The following is a 16,948-nucleotide window of genomic DNA, read 5'->3' as shown; positions in this document are numbered from 1 at the left end:
CATTTATACATTACAAAAATTTATAGAATACTCGAACGATAAATAAAGTATCTACATGTATTAAAAGAAAAGCTAAATAAACTAAGTTGTACGGTAGTCATGTCTATATTTCTACTGAACTGTCTGTTATACAGCAAAAAGCGTACGCTCCTTTATCGGGAGTGTACGCTTTTTCATGTTTCGACTTATTCTACATCATCTAAAGACACTGAAACAGTTTCTTGTGTAAATGGGTGTACAAATTCGATTTTATAGCTCTCCAATTTCAATTGACGTAACGTTGCATCACTGTACAGCGGGTCACCGAGAACGGGATGGCCAATTTCTGCAAGGTGTACACGAATTTGGTGTGTACGGCCTGTATCCAACTTCACATATAGTTGACAGACGCCTTCTTTCACCATTTCAGATTCGATAATATGTGTCACTGCACGTTGGCCTGTTGGTGACACACGACGTTTGTTAGGATGAAACTTATCTTTACCTATCGGCATATCGATTGTTTGTGGTTTGATTGGTAAGAGACTCTTCACTTGCGCACGGTAAATACGATGAATGTCATTGTCTTCTAACATACGGTCTAAAATCTTTTTGACAAGTGGGTTTTTCGCTACGATTAATAATCCGACTGTTTCTTGATCAAGTCGATGAATTGGCTCGACATATGGACAATTCAAAGTATAGATGACGTGGTTCATCAACGTATTGCTTTCTTTCATGTCGTTCGGATGTGTCTTGACGCCCTTAGGTTTTAGAACAATCGCAAGGTAATCATCTTCATAAACGATATTTGCGTAGCGATAACTTGGTAAATATTGGCTTTCTGCATGTGTTTCGGGTAACACGACGTTGTCATCTGTATGGACGGTTGTGTTTAATGTCGCAGTTTTGTCATTGATCAAAATCTCTTTCGACATATTCAATTGATGTAGTTCTTTTTTTGGTAATTTCAATGATTGAAACATGGCTCTCAATGTCATGTTATCAAATTGTTGAGGGATATTTATCTTCATAGTAGCCTCCTTAAGCCTTTCTATCATAACATAAATTTGTATCGCTTGTGACTAGGCGATATGTTTTTCACGATAAAAGAGAACATGTATAATACAAATGAGTGGAATAGGGGAGATGAGACGATGGAGAAACCGACACGATTGGCGTTATTAAAAGAGATTGCGGAGTTTTTGAATGAAGAGACAGAGTTGCAGTCGATGATGGATGGTGCGTTGGATTATTTAATTGAAGGCAGTGATTTTACAACGGGCTGGATTTTCTTTATTGATGATACGGGCGCACATACTTTAGCGGCACATCGTTCTTTACCGAAAGCTTTAACGAATCATCAGTGTAAGTATATGGTTGAAGGAACTTGTTGGTGTGTCCAATCGTATCATAATAAAAAACTTACGAAGGCTTCGAATATTATCAACTGCTCTCGTATCAATCTTGCGAGCCGTGAATTTGCGACAGAAACTGACGATATTACGCATCATGCGACAGTTCCGCTAAAATCAGGCACAGAACAATTCGGACTGTTAAATGTTGCGACTCCCCATACAGATCATTACAGTGATGAAGATTTGGAGTTATTGGAATCTGTCGCCTTTCAAATTGGTTCCGCAATTAAACGAATTGATTTGACTGATCAAGAGAAAGAAGCAGCACGTATCAATGAACGAAATCGTTTAGCACGTGATTTACATGATTCAGTCAATCAAATGTTATTTTCATTGAAACTAACTGCGCATGCTGCAGGTCAAATGGCGCAAGATGATGTGTCTAAACGGGCTTTTTCACAAATTGAAATGACAAGTCAAAATGCGGTGAATGAGATGCGTGCACTCATTTGGCAGCTGAAACCAGTTGGATTAGAAAAAGGATTGGTTCATGCTCTGAAGCAATATGCCGAACTCATTGGTATCAATATTCATGTCTCTGTGTCAGGACTCATTGACTTAGAAAATAAGATTGAAACGAATGTGTATCGTATTATTCAAGAAGCAATGAATAATACGAAAAAACATGCGGGAACAGATGAAATATACGTAGAATTTTATCAGGATGATGAAAAGCTTGAGATTACGATAAAAGACGATGGTGTTGGCTTTGATCCCCATGCCGTGGATGAACGTGCACATCACGGTATTTTAAATATAAAGCAGCGTGTCAAAATTTTAAAAGGGCAACTTACGCTTTTAACAGAGAACGGGACGACTTTGTTTGTTCAAGTGCCTTATAATCATCATAGTTGGGAGGGAATGTAGAGTGGCCAAAGTCGCAATTGTGGATGATCACTATATTGTAAGACAAGGTTTGGAATTTTTACTCTCAACTCGGGAGAACATTGAGGTGGTAGGTAGTTTTAGCTCAGGGCATGAATTGTTAGAGGCACTTCAAGATGATATTTGCCAACCAGAATTAGTACTTGTTGACCTTGTGATGCCTGAAATGAATGGAATAACGTTGATTCAACATTTAAAAGAACAATTTCCCGAAGTTAAAATATTGGTATTAACGAGTTATGTTGATGAAGAACATGTTATTTCAGCGATGCAAGTAGGTGCAGATGGCTATGAGATGAAAGATGTTGAGCCAGAACAACTAATGGCATCAATTCAGCACGTTTTAGAAGGAGAAACAGTAATTCATAAAGAAGCACAACAAGTAATGGAAGTTGTAAATAATAAACCGCATATTCAAAACAAATTATCGAAACGTGAAACAGAAGTTTTGAAAGAGATGGCAAAAGGAAAAACGAATAAAGAGATTGCAGATGCATTATTCGTATCTGAAAAAACGATTAAGACACATGTGAGTCATATTTTATCTAAATTAGAAGTGACTGACCGAACACAGGCTGCCCTTTATGCAATGAGTAATCACCTCATATAAATATATAAAAAGCACTTTAAAAGTTGTGAAGTACAACCTTTAAAGTGCTTTTTCATTGTCTAATTATGTGTCGTTTGCACAAAAAACAAATAGTTAGATAGAGGCTTCATAGGGTTCGATATGGACAATTGTTTCGACTTCACCTAAATGTTCTTTCAGTTTTGACTCGATTAAGTCGGATATTTCATGGCTTTCAATAACGGTAAGTTTAGGATCGACGGCAATCGTCACATCAATGAAGGAAATCATCCCGTGACTGCGTGCTTTAATATCTCTAATTTCCCGTATTTCTTCAATCGGTGTGATGCATTGATGAATGTATGATAGCTCATCTTCGTCATAACCATCTGTTAAGGTGATGGCAGTTTCTTTAAATATATCGATACTTGTTTTCATAATTAACAAACCGATAATAATTGCGGCCAATGTATCGAGCATTGGTGCACCAAAATAGACGCCAATGATTCCGATGACTGTACCAAGCGAGACGAGTGCGTCGGATAAATTGTCATAACTTGCAGCCTTTAATGCGCTACTTTTCACTTTTTTGGCTAAGTTATGATTATACAGAAATACAACAAACATAATGAGACTAGATAATATACCAACGATGACTGCAGATTGACTTGGTTGATGAAATTGCCCTTGATAGAAATGTTGAATGCCTGTGATAATGACTTGGATACTAACAGCGAACATAATAAACGAAGCAATCAGAGATGCGATAAATTCAGACCGATAATGTCCATACGGATGATTTTCATCAACTGGCTTCATAGAGATTTGTAAGGCGACAAGAATCGCAATAGAACTAACGACATCCGTTGCGTTGTTGATACCATCAGCTGTGAGACCACGACTATTTGCTATCCAACCATATAGTACCTTAAGAATTGTTAATAATGTATATGTGACAATACTGAGCCATGCCCCTTTTTTGGCTTGTGTTATTTTATAATCCAATTGCATGTCTGGACACCTCAAATAAAATTTAAAGAAATGTTTGATTTTCATTATAGCATTTTATTATTATGCAATGAAAATGGGATGAAAGCCAATAAAAATTACATTGCAATATTGTTAATCTTCTGACTATAATTATTTATAAGCTATTTTTATACATATGAATGCAAGTATATGAATAGTGACAAATTGTTGAACGATTTATTTAATATCAACAATATGATTTTAATGATGCAAGTTAATCTTGTTAGAAGAAAGGGATGAATGAACAATGAAGTTTAAAGGACTTACAGTTAAAATAATTATTGCACTTGTATTAGGTATTACAATTGGTTCAGTATTCAACTTTTATGAAGGTGCAAAGTTTGTAACATTTACTGATCAATATGTATTTAATCTTATCGGACAAATATTTTTAAACCTTATCTTTATGCTTGTTGTACCAGTTGTTTTTGTATCAATCGTACTTGGTGTTATCGGTGTTGGGGATCCGAAATTATTAGGGGGGATTGGACTTAAAACAATGGTATTCTTCCTATCGACAACAGCTTTGGCTATTATGCTAGCAATGTGTTTAGCATTAATTGTTAAGCCAGGTGCAGGACACTCAGATTTATTAAAAAGTGAAGAAGTGACAGAATACCAAAAAGAATTAACGGCGCAAAAAAGTGCAGAAGATTCACCGTTCAATCAAACATTCGACCAAACAATTATTAACTTCTTCCCGAAAAATCCAGTTGAAGCGATGACAGATGGTAACATGCTTCAAATTATTACGTTTGCTATTTTTATCGGAATCGGAATTATGATGGTCGGAGAAAAAGCAAAAGTTGTACATAAATTTTTCGACCAGTTTAACGAAGTGCTCATGTACATTATCTCCATGGTGATGAATGTATTCGCACCAATTGGGACATTTGGTCTTGTTGCACACGCTTTTACAGGTGCAGGTTTTGGTGCCATTAGACAGTTAGGTTTATACTTCGTAGTCGTACTCGCAGCATTATTCATTCACTTCTTTGTCGTCTATGGTGGTGCAGTGAAATTCTTGGCTAAACGTAGCCCAATTGAATTTTTTAAAGGTTTCTTCCCAGCAATTACAGTAGGTTTTGGTGGTTCAAGTTCTAATGCTGCGTTACCTGTTTCGATGGAATGTACGAAGCGAATGGGCGTGAAACCAGAGATTGCCTCGTTTGTTCAACCTTTAGGTGCCACGGTCAATATGGATGGAACAGCAATCATGCAAGGGGTTGCAACAATTTTTATCGCACAGTTGATGGGAGCAGACTTAACAATAGGTCAATTGATTACAGTTGTATTAGTTGCTGTCATCGCATCAATCGGTACAGCGGGTGTTCCGGGTGTAGGACTTATCATGTTAGCAATGGTATTGACAGCCGTTGACTTAAATCCAGCGGCAATCGGTATTATTTTAGGTATTGACCGACTGTTAGATATGACTCGTACAGCTGTTAATATCACTGGTGATGCTGCTTGTGCATTGATTTTATCTGAAAGAGAAGGACGAAAATTAAAAGGGCATATGCATGCGGAATAAACATCTACAATGATATTTGAAATGCTTCTTTTTAATCCCACGTGTTACTGAATGAGACGTGGCATGTTAAAGGGAAGCATTTTGTTTTTTTGTTAAATATTTAATCGAATAGGAGATTATTTATTGTGCAAAAGCCTAGAGTTGAAAAAGAATAATTAAGTGAATGATTAACATTATCAATATGCCTCACCGTTTTTAATGGCTATACTGATATATCAATTGTTTGAAAAATATTATGATTCTTTCGGTCATTTCTGAACTATGTTATGATAAAAAAGTAAAGTGTATAAGGATAAAAAATAAGAATAGATGAAATAGAGTTGTATTAAGAAACTTAAAAATAGGTGCACAAGTTTTTCGACTATTTCGCCTTTTAAAGTTTTACCAAAATTAATAAAATGACTCTTTTCATTTACATCTTTATGTATTAATATGTAATTTGTGTTTCAAGAAATGTGTAGAATTGCAATTTCTTGTGTACGGATAAAATTTCACTTTTAGAAAGGTCGTAATAATAAATGGATAGACAAAGTTTTACAGATTTAATTCAAGCAAAATTTAAAATGGTGCGTATCGAGGCGGGATACACACAAGATACAATGGCACAAACAATTGGATTGTCTAAAAAGACACTTGTTCAAATCGAAAAAGAACGCGTATTACCAAACTGGACAACATGTGTTTCAATTTGTGCGTTATTTAGAGATTCTGAAGTTTTGAATAGTACATTTGGTTGTGATCCGTTAGAAATCGTTCAAACAATTTCACGCAACCAAGCGGCGTATCCAAAATATTCAACAGTAAGTGATATTTACTGGGAAACACTTTCATCAAAAGGCGGATATATTTTACAAGCGAACAAAGTAAGTGAATTATACCGTGTGTTAGATGCAGATAAACAACCTTTATACGGTACGGCAAAACAAAGAGAAGCTGAAACATACTTCCAACGTCATGCCAAAGATGATTTAATCCGTGCTTAAGAAATAATTATAGAAGACGTATAATTAGCTGTGACATTCAATTGTTGCAGCTTTTTTATGTGTGTTTTAAAGAAATAGATGCTTAGAGTTAAGTAATAGGGTGAAAATTTGGTTAAAGTTTGAAAAATGTGGAATAATAACAAAATAGATGAATAGACTGAGAGGCGGAATCTAATGAAAGTTTTACTATTAATATTGTTTATGATGGGGGTCGGTGCAGTCATTGGTGGCGTGACGAATATCATTGCTATTAGAATGTTGTTTCACCCATATAAACCATACTACCTATTTGGGCGTCGTATTCCTTTTACACCTGGATTGATTCCGAAAAGAAGAGAAGAAGTAGCCGTGAAAATTGGTCAAGTAGTTGAAGATCATCTGTTAACGGAATCGTTAATACGTGAAAAATTAGATGCACCTGAAATGAGACAAACAATCAAGCAAACAGTGACGAATCAAGTAGAACGCCTAAAGCGTGATGACATGACGATTCAAACAATTGCTGAACATTTTGATGTAGAAGTAGTTCATACGAGTAATCAGTGGCTCGAGCAGTTTGTAACAGAACAGTTGAGAAAGAAGTATACACAACATCGTAACCAGTCAATTGATGAAATCATTCCACAAGGGGTATTAAATGTCTTAGACCATAAAATGGCCGAACTAGACGGAGTACTGTTAGACAAAGCCCGTCATTACTTACAATCGGATAAAGGTTACAATGACATTTGTATGATGTTAGATACATTCTTTATTGAAAAAGGAAAAATCATTTCAATGCTGCAAATGTTTATGACGAATGAAGCGATTGCAACACGTATTCAAACAGAGTTAGTGCGTTTAACGAATCATCCGAAAGCCCGCCAAATATTAGCGACACAAATCGACAAGGAATATCAATCATTTAAAAAGATGAATTTGGAAGAACTCTTATCTGAAGATCAATTTGAACACTTCAATGGCAATGTTGCAGAATATGTTTTGCAACAGCTTAAAGTCCGTGAGCGTGCACATCAACCACTGAATCGACTCGTACCACAACTGTTTGAACGTTTAGATATTGACGGAATTGATAAAATCACGGATCTTATTTTAAGTGTGCTTGCAAATCGATTATCGTCTATTATGCGCCGTGTCAATATACGTGGGTTGATTGAAGAGCAAATCAATCGCTTTGAGTTAGATTATATCGAAAAGCTCATTTTGGAAATTGCTGGCAAAGAACTTAAGTTAATTACGTTACTTGGATTCATTTTAGGTGGCTTGATTGGAATCTTCCAAGGAATCATTGCAATCTTTGTATAATCAGAGAAAGTATGGTATCGTAAGCATGGAAAGAAGTTGGTTAAGAACTACTAGCTTCAACATAGACAATTAAGGAGCGATAATAATGGCTGTAAATTTATATGATTACGCAAACAAATTAGAACAAGCGTTACGTGAAAGTGACGAATATAAGGCAATTAAAGATGCATATGCGCAAGTAAATGCAAATGCAGATTCAAAAAAATTGTTTGATGAATTCCGTGAAACACAATTAAACTTCCAACAAAAACAAATGCAAGGTGAACAAGTTACTGAGGAAGAAATCAAACAAGCACAAGAACAAGCGCAAGAAATCGAAAAAGATGAAAACATTTCTGCATTAATGAATGCTGAACAAAAAATGAGTCAAGTATTCCAAGAAATCAACCAAATTATTGTGAAACCCTTAGACGAGATTTATCAAGACTAATATCATTCATACAATAGTGTCTTAACTGATCAATGCTCCCTACAAAGCGATGGACATCATCTTTGCTTTGGAGGGAGCATTGTATTTTGATTTGTAACATCATTGAAAGGTGAATTGTGCTAAAATATAAGAATACATAAAAGGGTGTTGAAGAGGAGTGAACGATAATGGTTAAATTTTTGCATTGTGCAGATTTACATCTTGATAGTCCATTTGTATCAAAGCAACATCTGAGTCCAAGTATTCTACGAGATGTAGAAAACAGTGCGTATGAGAGTTTTAGAACGATTGTAGATATCGCACTACGTGAACAGGTTGATTTTGTCATTATTAGTGGAGATTTGTTTGATCAACACAATCGAACGTTGAAAGCTGAAGTATTTTTAAAGGAAGAGTTTGAACGTTTACAGAAAGAACAAATATTTGTTTACATCGTTCATGGGAATCACGATCCTTTATCTGAGCGTATTACTTCCAATTGGCCAAGCAATGTTACAGTCTTTTCAAATAAGGTTGAAACGTATCAAGCGATTACGAAGACGGGTGACAAAGTTCATATCCACGGATTCAGTTATGAAACCGATGCAAGTTATGAAAATAAAATTGATGATTATCCAACAAATGAAGATCGTCAAGCGATTCATATCGGTGTTTTACATGGAACTTATAGTAAATCAGGTATTTCAGATCGATATACAGAATTCAGATTAGAAGATTTGAACAAAAAACTATATCACTATTGGGCACTCGGTCATATTCATAAACGTCAGCAATTGAGTGATTTACCTGAAATCAATTATCCAGGTAATATTCAAGGGCGACATTTTAAAGAACAAGGTGAAAAAGGTTGCTTGATTGTAGAAGGTGACTACGCAAAGTTAGAAACACGTTTCGTGCCGACACAATTTATTCGTTTTGAGTCTGCAACGCTAGATGTCACACAAATTACGCAACAAGGGCTGTATGAAGCGATACAAGCATTCAAGGATAGTGTTCGAGGTTTTGGCCGTGCTTTTTATCGTTTACAACTCAATGTACCTGGTGATGAACGCATTGATCATCAAGTGTTAGAGCAAGTGAAAGCAATGATTATCGATTATGAAGAGAATGAACAGCATTTTGTGATGATTGATTCTTTAGATATTCACTATACAGAATTAGAAACACCATCTATTTTTGAAGAATTTGACGAAGAATTGCTTAAGAAAGATGAGATTTATGAAGCGGCATTAAGCGACCTTTATATGAATCCGAAAGCTTCAAAATACTTGGATCATTACATGGAACATGATCGACAAGCGCTGATTAAACGTGCAGAAGAGATGATTCAAGCGGAATTGAAGGGAGTTGATAAGCGATGAAAATCAAATCGGTAGAAATATATGGTTACGGGCAATTTGTGAAGCGAACAGTTGTGTTTAACCAGCACATCACTCAAATTTTCGGTGAGAATGAAGCAGGAAAGTCAACGCTACAAGCATTTATCCATTCGATTTTATTTGGCTTCCCAACTCGTAAAGAAAACGAACCTCGATTAGAACCCCGTATGGGCAATCAATACGGTGGACGTGTCACACTTATTTTAGATGACAATACAGAAGTGGATGTTGAACGTGTCAAAGGTAGTGCACAAGGGGATGTGAAAGTATATCTTCCAAACGGTGCTATTAAAGATGAAGCATGGTTAAAACATCAACTCAACTATATCGATAAACGCACGTATCAAGATATATTTTCATTCAATGTGCTCGGACTACAAGATATCCATAAACATATGACAGAAAATCAATTGCAAAACTTTTTAATGCAAGCAGGTGCATTAGGATCGACCGAATTTATCGGTATGCGTGATCTCATTCATAAAAAGAAACAGTCACTTTATAAAAAATCAGGACAACAGCCAGAGATTAACCAGAGAGTTGCAGAATTAAAAGAAGTAGAACTACAAATTCGTGATGCATCGACACAACTCGAATCATATCAAAGGCTTGTTGAAACACGTGATAAGTCATCAGATCGCTTGGAAACGGTGAAACAAAATCTTGATCAATTAACGCACTTTTTTGAAGAAAAACAAAAGGAACTTGCATTGCATGATCAAGTTCAAGAATGGAAAGCGTTAGAAGCAGAGTTGAACATTGAGCCTGTCACATTCCCAGAACAAGGAATTGATCGATATGAAGCAGCAAAACTTCAAAAACAACAACTGGAACGTGATATTGGTTTACGCGAAGAGAAATACAATCAGTTGAAACATGAGAATCATCAACGCTTTGTACCGAGCAATGATGTTGTCAATGAAATCGACACAATTGCGAAACAAGAAGAAGAAATAAAGCAATACGAACGTGATTTGAATCAAATGGTACATGATATTGAGTATATCCAACGTGAAATTGAAGGATTAAAATCAAATATTGGTTGGCAAGAAATACATGATGATGTGGATACATCTGATGTTCAAAAAAGCTATATGAGTGATACATTGAAAGATAAGAGAGACAATACGTATCAGGTTAAACAGTATGAAAATATGCTTGACGAGCATGTCATTTCACATCAATCGCATGAAACAGAGTTAGCACAACTTCAAGAAGAATTAGTGCCAGAAGAAACATTCGAACAGAAAAAAGTTTATGAGAAACGTTCATTAGAATTGAATGAAAAACGTAATCTATTCATGAAGATGAAAGAAGCTTTTGAAGTAGAACAACAGCAAAAGAAAAAGCAACAGAATGTGATGCGATCAATTTTTATTGTGATTGCACTTTTATGTGCAGGGATGGCTATCTACGCATTCCTTGCACCTGCGATGTTATATGGGGCAATCTTTGCAGTATTAGCATGTGTATTTTTTATCGCAATCTTTATGATTAAAACTAAAGAAGTCGGTCACAACGAACGTTTTTCAGAAGAGATTCGTCAGCTTGAAGAAGAAGTGAAGCAATTAGAAGCTACTTATGATTTGAACTTCGACTTGTCTGACCAGTATCAACTAAGAGATCGTATTGTTCAACGTGAGCAGAACTTAGCAATTTCTACAAAAAAACAACAGCATTTACAGCAACAATTAGAAAATGCAAAGTTACAACAACAAGAAAGTATAGAGAAAGTAGACGGGATTCGTCACGACCTACATGTATCAGATAAGTTATCTGATGAGTTGCTATTAGATGCATTACAAACGATTCAATCTCTTAAAGAGCAGTCTACATTACTCACAAAAACGCAAGAGAAAAAGGCATATGTTACTGAGAAATTAGATGCGTTCTATCGTGATGCTGAACAAATATTGGTACCGCATTTTCAAAACTTTAATCGGATGTCTGTTTTTCATGATGTAAGAGAATGGCTAGAGCATGCTAAATCTGAAACAACAAAGTTCCAACACAATCAAGAACAGATTCAACTACTGGAAAAGGAAGTTAAACATCTTAAACAACGCTTACACGATAACAATGAAGTGATTGATAAGTTATTTAGTTTTACCGGTGCATTAGATGAAGAAACTTATTATAGACATCATGATCGTTTTGTTAATTACACACAATCATTGTCTCGTTATCATGACTTAACACAGTTTTTAGAAAATCAAGATTATGGTTATGAAAAGAGCACAAAAGTAAGTGATAAAACAACAGCACAAATTGAAGCAGAACATCAAGAACTTGAAGCTCAAATTGATGATTACAATGATAAATATTTAACGTTACAAAGTGAAGTGAGTGATTTAACAGCGCAGATCAATCACATGGAAACAGATAATACATTGCGTCATTTAAAACATAAATATCAATTATTGCGAACGCAACTGAATGAAATCGCAGAAGACTGGGCTGCACTTAGCTATTTAGAGCAAGTAGTCGATGCACATATTAAACAAATTAAAGATGAGCGCTTGCCTAAGGTTGTACATGAAGCAACTGATATCTATACGCATTTAACAGATGGACAGTATACACAAGTGACATATGAAAATGAAAAAGTAATGGTGCGCCATAAAGATGGCCAAATGTATCATCCAGTGGAGTTAAGTCAATCAACAAAAGAGCTGTTATATTTTGCATTACGCATCAGCTTAATTAAAATATTGAAACCATACTACTCGTTACCAATTATTATTGATGATGCATTTGTTCATTTCGATGCGACGCGCAAGAAACGTATGATGGCATTTCTAAAAACAATGCCAGATAATTATCAAATTCTGTATTTTACATGTAATCAAGATACATCGATTACAGCTAAACAGAGTGTCATATTGAATAGATTAGAGAAATAAATAAAGAAAGGTGCTGTATCATGAGACATGTAGAGACGTTAAAGCCTGGAGATAAGGTAGACCATTTCTTTTTAGTGCACCAAGTGACACAAGGTGTAACGAATCAAGGGAAAGATTATATGACCTTAAAACTTCAAGATCAAAGCGGTGAGATTGAAGCAAAATTCTGGACTGTAACGAAAGAGGATATGGACATTTTAAAGCCAGAGAGTGTCATTCATGTAAAAGGCGACGTGATTAATTATCGTAATAATCGTCAGCTAAAAATGACACAATACAGACTAGCAACAGAGTCAGATGGTGTTCAAATCAGTGATTTTATCGATCGTGCGCCGATGTCCAAAGAAGACATGCAAGCAACATTGCGCGATTATATATTTGAAATTGAAAATGCACCATTACAACGAATTACACGTCATATTTTGAATAAATATGATCAACAGTTTTTTGTTTATCCAGCTGCTAGTTCAATGCACCACAACTTTGTAGGGGGATTGGCATATCATGTCATCACGATGCTTGAAGTAGCGAAGCAATTAAGTCATATTTATCCATCTATCAATAAAAGTTTATTGTATAGTGGTATTATCCTGCATGATATTGGTAAGGTTGTTGAGCTATCTGGTCCTGTTGCCACAACATATACGCTAGAAGGTAACTTATTAGGTCATATTTCAATTGCCAGTGATGAAGTCGCAGAAGCAGCACGTCACCTGCAAATAGAAGGCGAAGAAATATTATTATTACGCCATCTCATTTTAGCGCATCATGGGAAGTTGGAATTCGGTTCACCGAAGTTACCACAAGTGAAAGAAGCTGAAATATTACATTTTATCGATAATATTGATGCACGAATGAATATTATCGATAAAGCATTGAAATCAACAGAAGATGGTACAATGACTGGTAAAATTAGAGGTTTAGAAAATAGACGATTCTATAAACCAGAAAAGTTAAATTAAACGCTAAACAGGTCATACACAAACTATGTGTATGACCTGTTTTTAAAATTTATACGCCCAATCCTTGTCCATTTTGGTTCCCTTGAGCTGCTTTTTGTAATGCTTCTGGATTTAAGATAGAATCTTCAATCGCATTTTTAATATCACGGTCTTTATAATCGACATTATATTCATCTAACAATGATTTATATGCATCTGTTAAGATTTTTGGTTCTTCTTGAATTTTATTTTGAATCAATTTTGATTTTAGTTTTGATTTTTCTTTATCAAAATCAGACGGTTTGTCTGCACGAATGATGTGATAACCATAATCTGTTTTGACGACATCTGAGATTTCATTATCTTTTAATTTGAAAAGTGCTTTTTCAAATGGTTTGACCATCTGACCTTTAATGACGTATCCAAGACTTCCATTATTCTCACTACTTGAATCCATTGATTCGTCTTTCGCTATTTTATCGAATGATTTAGGATCTTTATCAAGCTGTGATTTGATGTCATTGATTTTCTTTTTCGCTTCTTTATCAGATAACCCTTCTTTGTCATCATCATTTTTCTTTACTTTTATCAAAATATGCGATGCTTTCTTTGTCTTTTCTTTAATTTCTTTATCTGACATTTCTACTTTTTCGTTAAGCAATTGCTTTTGATATTCAACGAGTTTACGTTGCTCTTTATATTCATCCATTGTTAATTTTTGTTGCTTCAGCAAGCTTTCAACACGTTCTTTGCCACCGTATTTTTCAATTTGCTGATCGAGGTCTTTCTCAAGTTGTTTTTCATCTACTTTGTCTGCATACTTATCTTCTAATATTTTTCCTAGTAAGATTTTAAATGAACTACTTGCAATTTGGTTACTACCAATATCTTCTAAAACATCCTCTACTTTGACGTCACCTGCTTTAGATGAAATCAATGTTTCGTCTTTTGATGATGGGGCACTATTACCACAAGCACCTAATAACAATGCACTTGCAGATAACGGAATAATCAGTTTTTGTAATCCTTTTTTCATCATGTTGTCTCCTTTACATAAAAGTAACACAAATAATATACCACATTCATAGTGCTTAACCAACGAAATAGCGGGTATCTACGACTAATGTATGATAAACAGGTTGAAAAGGGAATTAAAAAATAGTAGAGGATTTTAAAGCAAATTAAGTAGAATATATCAGATTTTTTGTGTTAAATATACAAAAAATTGGCTAAGCCATTATCGCTTAGCCAATAGACATATAATCAGATTTACCATTTTTTTCTAAAAGAACAAACCCATTGACGTGTTCTTCTACGTATTGTCCTCTTTTACAGAATAGTATTACTTTCAAATAGAGTATATCCATTACAGAAAATCCGGCATTCAGTGCTAATAAAAACATCAAATAATGACCGTAGTGTGGTGACTTCGTTGCAATGATGACACACAGAATCGATATAACGATTAAAGGTGCAATCAAACAAATACAAAAATAAGATTTATGCACAGGTTTATCTAAAAATATATTGTAGAAAGGAACCCACTTTTTAGGCATTAATTTGTAAATTTTAATATATCGAAAATAAGGTAATACCGTTAAGACATGTATCAGTTTGTGTAATGGATATAAGCATATCATCGAAATAATAAATATTAAAAAATGCCTATCCGTAAATGGGACATTGGAATAATAATGAAACATTTCAAAACTAACGAGAAATGTGATAACGACAGTTACAGAACTAATAAATGCAATACGCGGAATACCAAACCGTGAATGAATGTCAATCGATCTTGAACAATTAAGCATTATGAAACTCCTTTGATTCAAAGTTTGATAATACGTATTATCTACCGCAAACTATTTCTCGTCAAGTAAATTTTCTCTTAGATGATCATGGCATTGATTGATACCATCTAAAAATGCTTTACCTTGTAATTGAGAAACAAGATAATGTTCATCACTGAAACTTGGAAACTGAAACATTTCATTATTATATTCTTGAGCTACACGATAAATGCTGTTATGTGACATATCATATTGGTCAAAAATATCTTCTACAAGTGAATGACCTGCTTCAGTTAAAACGATAAATGTATTACGTTTATCATTTGTATCTTTTTCTAATTTTAGTAATTCTTGTGACTCTAAGCGCTTTGCGAAATTGTAAGCAGTTGATACATGCATCACACCGTAACGTGAAATATCAGAAATAGTTACCTTTTTAAATGCATAAATAGTCATTAGAATCAAATGTTCATTCATTGTAATGCCGGATTTTTTAAGCCAAGCTTGCCAGTCATTTTCTGCATTTTTCCAGATGACTTTTGATAGCATAGCAGCTTTATGTGTGTATAAAATACTCTCAATTTGGTGCTGTTTATCGGTCATGCGACTATCTCCTTTCAACTGTATAAAAAGCATGGTACATTATGTACCATGCTTAATTATAGTATATCTGATTATTTGATATTACTCACTAAAAATACCAAATATTTTTAATTTATATATCATAATTTTACTTTTTGTTGGAAAATTTGTGATTTCATTTCCACGATTTTGGATATTTTCTTTTCTATATCCTTGTAATCTTTTGATATTTGGAGTGATATCCGCTTTAAATTCACCTAAAGTTGTTTTGAGATCTCCACCTATTGATTGTGCAAAGTCGGTACTATCTTCTTTAATCGTTAAAGCATGGTCTTTAATTTGATTCATTTGTGCTTTGATGATATCTAGATCATCTGAAATGTCAGATGATGTACCTACTCGTGCTTTGGCACCCAATGATTGATTTTGTCGTTCCATTAATACTAAGCTGACACCCGTTGCAATTCCGACAGCAAGTCCAAGCGTAACATTCGCTAATTTCATAAAAATCCTCCTATATTTTATTTTTAAATGATGATTGATAGACAATTGTTTATTTCAAAAATTTTGTCGTCAAACAAAGTAAGGTATATGAATAATATTACTTAGAATATCATTTCAAACACACCTTACCAACACTTTGATTCTAATGAGTGAGATAGTCGTACTGATTATTTACCTATAAGATAATTAAATGTGTGATGCGATTTGTTTCGCAATCTCTTCTTTTTGCGCATCGTCAATAATATCTTCATGTGTTTCCCATTTATAATCAAATCCATCAACGTCATTTTCATATCGTGGAATGAGATGGAAATGGATGTGGAAAACTGATTGCGCTGCATATGACCCATTATTTTGGATAATGTTTAAGCCATCTGGATTAAACGCTGTTTTAATCGCATTCGCTACAATCGGTAAAGCTTCACCAATATGTTTCATTGTTTCAGCATCTGTTTCGAAAATATTAGGAGATGCCTTTTTAGGAATTAACAATGTATGCCCCTTGGATACTTGAGAAATATCTAAGAAAGCATAGACATACTCATTCTCATAAACTTTATAACTTGGTATTTCTCCCGCAATGATTTTTGAAAAGATTGTTTCTGACATAATACTCGCTCCCTCCGATCATTTGTTAATATTATAGCATGTGGCGAAACACGTGTAACTAATTTAACGACATCTCTTGCATAGCATTATGATATGAGAATTTGGTACA

General features: G+C 34.6%; 16 protein-coding genes. 9 read left to right on the top strand and 7 right to left on the bottom strand.

From position 1 onward, the window contains the following. Window positions 1-185: 185 nt before the first annotated feature. Window positions 186-1,013: an RluA family pseudouridine synthase gene (locus C7J88_RS03790; protein WP_095117344.1), complete on the bottom strand. Its 828-nt coding sequence runs from the start codon at window positions 1,011-1,013 to the stop codon at window positions 186-188. 123 nt (window positions 1,014-1,136) lie between these two features. Between C7J88_RS03790 and C7J88_RS03785 the strand changes: the two genes are divergently transcribed. Further along, a complete protein-coding gene (locus C7J88_RS03785) occupies window positions 1,137-2,264 on the top strand; it encodes a GAF domain-containing sensor histidine kinase (RefSeq protein WP_095117343.1) in 1,128 nt (375 codons plus the stop codon). 1 nt (window position 2,265) lies between these two features. Further along, window positions 2,266-2,892: a response regulator gene (locus tag C7J88_RS03780; RefSeq protein WP_095117342.1), complete on the top strand. Its 627-nt coding sequence runs from the start codon at window positions 2,266-2,268 to the stop codon at window positions 2,890-2,892. A 93-nt stretch (window positions 2,893-2,985) separates the two neighbouring features. Here C7J88_RS03780 and C7J88_RS03775 read toward each other — a convergent pair whose 3' ends face one another. Further along, window positions 2,986-3,861 carry a cation diffusion facilitator family transporter gene (locus C7J88_RS03775; protein ID WP_095117341.1) on the bottom strand — a complete coding sequence of 292 codons (876 nt, stop codon included), beginning with the start codon at window positions 3,859-3,861 and terminating at the stop codon, window positions 2,986-2,988. Window positions 3,862-4,126: 265 nt separating this feature from the next. On the opposite strand from C7J88_RS03775, the gene C7J88_RS03770 reads away from it, so the two are divergent. From C7J88_RS03770 to yhaM, 7 genes are all read left to right on the top strand, one after another. Next, on the top strand, window positions 4,127-5,413 hold the full coding sequence (locus C7J88_RS03770) for a dicarboxylate/amino acid:cation symporter (RefSeq protein ID WP_095117340.1): 1,287 nt from the start codon (window positions 4,127-4,129) through the stop codon (window positions 5,411-5,413). A 518-nt stretch (window positions 5,414-5,931) separates the two neighbouring features. Further along, window positions 5,932-6,396, top strand: coding sequence for an XRE family transcriptional regulator XdrA (gene xdrA / locus C7J88_RS03765; RefSeq protein ID WP_095117338.1), 465 nt, complete (start codon window positions 5,932-5,934; stop codon window positions 6,394-6,396). A 174-nt stretch (window positions 6,397-6,570) separates the two neighbouring features. Then, window positions 6,571-7,701 carry a DUF445 domain-containing protein gene (locus C7J88_RS03760; protein WP_095117336.1) on the top strand — a complete coding sequence of 377 codons (1,131 nt, stop codon included), beginning with the start codon at window positions 6,571-6,573 and terminating at the stop codon, window positions 7,699-7,701. 85 nt (window positions 7,702-7,786) lie between these two features. Further along, window positions 7,787-8,131, top strand: a complete 345-nt coding sequence (locus C7J88_RS03755; protein WP_095117334.1) for a YlbF/YmcA family competence regulator — start codon at window positions 7,787-7,789, stop codon at window positions 8,129-8,131. Between the two features lie 167 nt (window positions 8,132-8,298). After that, a complete protein-coding gene (locus C7J88_RS03750; RefSeq protein ID WP_095117332.1) occupies window positions 8,299-9,492 on the top strand; it encodes a metallophosphoesterase family protein in 1,194 nt (397 codons plus the stop codon). Then, the gene (locus tag C7J88_RS03745) at window positions 9,489-12,413 is read left to right on the top strand and encodes an ATP-binding protein (protein ID WP_095117330.1); all 2,925 of its coding nucleotides are present in this window, start codon (window positions 9,489-9,491) and stop codon (window positions 12,411-12,413) included. Before C7J88_RS03750 ends, C7J88_RS03745 begins: the two co-directional genes overlap by 4 nt. A 20-nt stretch (window positions 12,414-12,433) precedes the next feature. Next, window positions 12,434-13,375 (top strand): 3'-5' exoribonuclease YhaM, encoded by a 942-nt coding sequence (yhaM, locus tag C7J88_RS03740; RefSeq protein ID WP_095117328.1) that lies wholly within the window; start codon window positions 12,434-12,436, stop codon window positions 13,373-13,375. Between the two features lie 49 nt (window positions 13,376-13,424). Here yhaM and C7J88_RS03735 read toward each other — a convergent pair whose 3' ends face one another. The 5 genes from C7J88_RS03735 to C7J88_RS03715 form a co-directional block, all read right to left on the bottom strand. Then, window positions 13,425-14,390: a foldase protein PrsA gene (locus C7J88_RS03735; protein WP_095117326.1), complete on the bottom strand. Its 966-nt coding sequence runs from the start codon at window positions 14,388-14,390 to the stop codon at window positions 13,425-13,427. A 208-nt stretch (window positions 14,391-14,598) separates the two neighbouring features. Beyond that, window positions 14,599-15,165 (bottom strand): DUF3267 domain-containing protein, encoded by a 567-nt coding sequence (locus C7J88_RS03730; protein WP_095117324.1) that lies wholly within the window; start codon window positions 15,163-15,165, stop codon window positions 14,599-14,601. Window positions 15,166-15,216: 51 nt separating this feature from the next. Further along, entirely contained in the window at window positions 15,217-15,747 is a 531-nt protein-coding gene (locus C7J88_RS03725) for an HTH-type transcriptional regulator Hpr (RefSeq protein ID WP_095117322.1), read from the bottom strand. 81 nt (window positions 15,748-15,828) lie between these two features. Beyond that, window positions 15,829-16,230 (bottom strand): YtxH domain-containing protein, encoded by a 402-nt coding sequence (locus C7J88_RS03720; RefSeq protein WP_211295803.1) that lies wholly within the window; start codon window positions 16,228-16,230, stop codon window positions 15,829-15,831. Window positions 16,231-16,416: 186 nt separating this feature from the next. Continuing rightward, a complete protein-coding gene (locus C7J88_RS03715; RefSeq protein ID WP_095117318.1) occupies window positions 16,417-16,839 on the bottom strand; it encodes an HIT family protein in 423 nt (140 codons plus the stop codon). Between the last annotated feature and the right edge of the window lie 109 nt (window positions 16,840-16,948).

This window comes from Staphylococcus muscae (genome assembly GCF_003019275.1).
GTDB lineage: Bacteria > Bacillota > Bacilli > Staphylococcales > Staphylococcaceae > Staphylococcus > Staphylococcus muscae.
This window is presented reverse-complemented; position numbering and strand designations above follow the sequence as displayed.